Below are 3,595 nucleotides of genomic sequence, written 5' to 3' on the forward strand. Positions count from 1 at the left end.
AGCCCGACGGCCGGATCGGGCCCGGTGTGCGTCACGTCAGCCGAGGAGTTCACGGAGCCTCGTGCTGATGGTCTCCACATCACCGCGCATCGTGCAGCCGGCGGCCGACGGATGACCGCCGCCCCCGAGCGCGGCCGCGATGGCCGAGACGTCCACGACGTCCGCGGCGTCCACGACGCCTGCACCCGGGCCACCGGGTCGCGAGCGGAGGGAGACGGCCCACTCGCCGGGCAGGTACTCCTTGAGGAGAACCGCCACGCGGGCCTCCCGGACGCCGCGGAGGTGCGAGACGAGGGATTCCACGTCGTCCTCGTCCGCTACCGAGATCACCTCGTGCGGGACGGCCAGCCACACCGATCCGCGCCCGCCCACCGCGTCGGCTTCCAGACGCACCGTCCTCAACAGCCCGCCCAGCACCCGAAGCCAGGCGAACGAGTGCGCGTCGAGCAGGGCGTGGGTGAGTTCGGTGGTCTCCGCGCCCGCGGCCAGCAGTCGTCGGGCGGTCTCGTGCGAGTCCGCGCCGCCCCAACGGAAGGATCCGGTGTCGGTGACGAGCCCTGCGTAGAGGCTCGTGGCCGTCACGGCGTCCACGGGGAACCCGCCCGCGTCGAGGACGTCCAGGACGAGCGACGCCGTCGACGCGGCGTCCGGGTCGAGCAGCATGTGGGAACCGAATCCGGGATTGGACCGGTGATGGTCGACGACGAGGACCTCCGATGCCGCGTCGGCGAGCCTGCCCCACCGGCCCACCCGGTCCGGGCTCGCGCAGTCCAACGTCACGACGAGACCCCGATGGGCGGGGACCTGCGCGAGGGGGACCACCCGGTCGGTGCCCGGGATGGCCCCCATCGCCCCCGGGACGACGCCGGGATCGAACGAGTGGTGGACGGTCACGCCCCGCGCACGCAACGCCCGCGCGAGACCGGAGGAGCTACCGAGCGCATCCGCGTCCGGGCGGACGTGGCACAGCACGGTCACCTCGTGGTGACGGGCCAACACGTCCGCCGCGCCGGCGGCGTCCACCGGTTCGGTCACCGATCCTCGTCCTCCGGCCGGTCCGCCTCCTCCGGCTTGCGGTACGGGTCCTCGTCGCCCGCCGGACGGGCCCCCTCGGCCACGCGCCGGACCTGTTCGTCCTGCGCCCGGGCCTTGGCGAGCAGTTCTTCCATCTGGCGCGCCGCGTCCGGCACGGAGTCCAGCACGAAGGTCAACTCCGGGGTGAACTTCACCCCGGTCTGTTTGCCGACCATCGTGCGCAGGCGGCCCCGCGCGGCGGTCAACGCAGCCTCCGCGGCCTCGTGGTCCGGCTCCTCGTCGAGGGTCACGCCACGAACCGTGTAGTACAGCGTCGCCACCCGCAGATCCGCGGTGATCCGCGAATCGGTGATCGTGATGAACTCCAGCCGCGGGTCCTTGATCTCGTGCTCGATGGCCGTCGCGACGATCTCGCCGATCCGCTTTCCGAGCCGTCCCGCGCGTCCCTTACCGGTCATGGGGATCCTCCTTGGCGTGATGCGGTCGCACGGCGACCACGGGTTGACGAGCATGCCGCGGGGGCAGGCCCGTCTCCAACGGATCCCGCCCCCACGACAGTGCCCTGCGACGTCAGTCGCGCGGCTTCTCGACGAGCTCGTAGGTCTCGATGATGTCACCGATCTTGATGTCGGAGTACGTCACCGTCAGACCACACTCGAAGCCCTCGCGGACCTCGGTCGCGTCGTCCTTCTCGCGACGCAGCGAGGAGATGGTCATCTCCTCCGCCACGACCTTGCCGTCCCGGATGAGCCGGGCCTTGGCGTTGCGCCGCATGATGCCGTCGAGCACCATGCAACCCGCGATGTTGCCCACCTTGGAGGAGCGGAACATGTTGCGGATCTCCGCCTGGCCGAGCTTCTTCTCCTCGTAGATCGGCTTGAGCATGCCCTTGAGCGCGCTCTCGATCTCGTCGATCGCCTGGTAGATGATCGAGTAGTACCGGATGTCCACGCCCTCGCGGTTGGCCAGCTCGGTGGCCTTGCCCTCCGCCCGGACGTTGAACCCGATGATCACCGCGTCGGAGGCGGCCGCCAGGTTGACGTTGGTCTCGGTGACGGCACCGACACCGCGGTCGATGACGCGCAGCTGCACCTCGTCGTCGATCTCGATCCCCAGGAGGGCCTCCTCGAGGGCCTCGACCGTACCGGAGTTGTCGCCCTTGATGATGAGGTTGAGCTGGCTCGTCTCCTTGAGATGCGAATCCAGGTCCTCGAGGCTGATCCGACGACGGCTACGGGCGGCCATCGCGTTGCGCTTGCGCGCGTTACGACGGTCGGCGATCTGCCGTGCGGTCCGATCCTCCTCGACCACCATCAGGGTGTCACCGGCGCCACACACGCTGGTCAGGCCGATGACCTGGACCGGACGCGACGGGGTCGCCTCGGTGACGTCCTCGCCGTGCTCGTCGACCATGCGTCGGACGCGGCCGTAGGCGTCGCCGGCGACGATCGAGTCGCCGACCCGCAGCGTGCCGCGCTGGATGAGCACCGTGGCGACGGGACCGCGACCGCGGTCCAGGTGCGCCTCGATGGCGACACCCTGCGCGTCCATGTCCGGGTTCGCCCGCAGGTCGAGAGACGCGTCGGCGGTCAGGACGACCGCCTCGAGCAGCGACTCGATGTTGAGACCCTGCTTGGCGGAGATGTCGACGAACATCGTGTCGCCGCCGTACTCCTCCGGCACCAGGCCGTACTCGGTCATCTGGCCGCGGATCTTGTCGGGCTGAGCGCCCTCCTTGTCGATCTTGTTGACCGCGACCACGACCGGCACCTCTGCCGCCTGCGCGTGGTTGATCGCCTCGACCGTCTGCGGCATCACGCCGTCGTCCGCCGCGACCACGATGATCGCGATGTCCGTCGACTTCGCGCCGCGGGCACGCATGGCGGTGAACGCCTCGTGACCCGGCGTATCGATGAAGGTGATCGTGCGATCCACGTCGTCGACCGGCACCGTCACCTGGTAGGCGCCGATGTGCTGGGTGATGCCACCGGCCTCACCCTCGCCCACCTTCGCCGACCGGATGCTGTCGAGCAGGCGGGTCTTGCCGTGGTCGACGTGACCCATGACCGTGACGACCGCGGGACGGATCTCGAGATCGCTCTCGTCACCCTCGTCCTCACCGAAGGAGAGGTCGAACGAATCGAGCAGCTCGCGATCCTCGTCCTCGGGGCTGACGATCTGGACCTTGAAGCCCATCTCCTCACCGAGCAGCTGCAGCGTCTCCGGGGTGACCGACTGCGTGGCCGTGACCATCTCACCCAGGTTGAACAGGGCCTGGACCAGCTGCGCGGGGTTGACGTCGATCTTGTCCGCGAAATCGCTCAGCGAAGCACCCTGTGCCAGTCGCAGGACCTGCCCGCGACCGTCGGGAAGCCGGACGCCGCCGACCTCCGGGGCCCGCATCGAGTCGTATTCCTGACGCTTCTGTCGCTTCGACTTGCGACCACGACGCGGGGCGCCACCGGGACGACCGAACGCACCCGCGGCACCACCGCGGCCACGGTTGCCGCCCCCGGGACGACCCCGGAACCCGCCGCCACCGGCTGCGGGGGCACCGCCG

Annotated in this window: 3 protein-coding genes; all 3 read right to left on the minus strand. The window is 69.9% G+C overall.

Annotated features, from left to right (window positions below):
* Window positions 1-36: 36 nt before the first annotated feature.
* Window positions 37-1,035 (minus strand): DHH family phosphoesterase, encoded by a 999-nt coding sequence (locus tag G6024_RS13260; protein ID WP_096905342.1) that lies wholly within the window; start codon window positions 1,033-1,035, stop codon window positions 37-39.
* Window positions 1,032-1,493, minus strand: a complete 462-nt coding sequence (gene rbfA, locus G6024_RS13265; protein WP_159148897.1) for a 30S ribosome-binding factor RbfA — start codon at window positions 1,491-1,493, stop codon at window positions 1,032-1,034. Before rbfA ends, G6024_RS13260 begins: the two co-directional genes overlap by 4 nt.
* Before the next feature lie 112 nt (window positions 1,494-1,605).
* Window positions 1,606-3,595, minus strand: a 1,990-nt coding sequence (gene infB / locus G6024_RS13270; RefSeq protein WP_159148898.1) for a translation initiation factor IF-2, incomplete at its 5' end; no start/stop codon positions are given.

It is taken from the genome of Dietzia maris (assembly GCF_014144855.1).
Lineage (GTDB): Bacteria > Actinomycetota > Actinomycetes > Mycobacteriales > Mycobacteriaceae > Dietzia > Dietzia kunjamensis.

Bases quoted from the DNA above. Each gene is read 5' to 3' on its own strand.
- rbfA (WP_159148897.1), bottom strand. From the start codon at position 1,493: ATGACCGGTAAGGGACGCGCGGGACGGCTCGGAAAGCGGATCGGCGAG.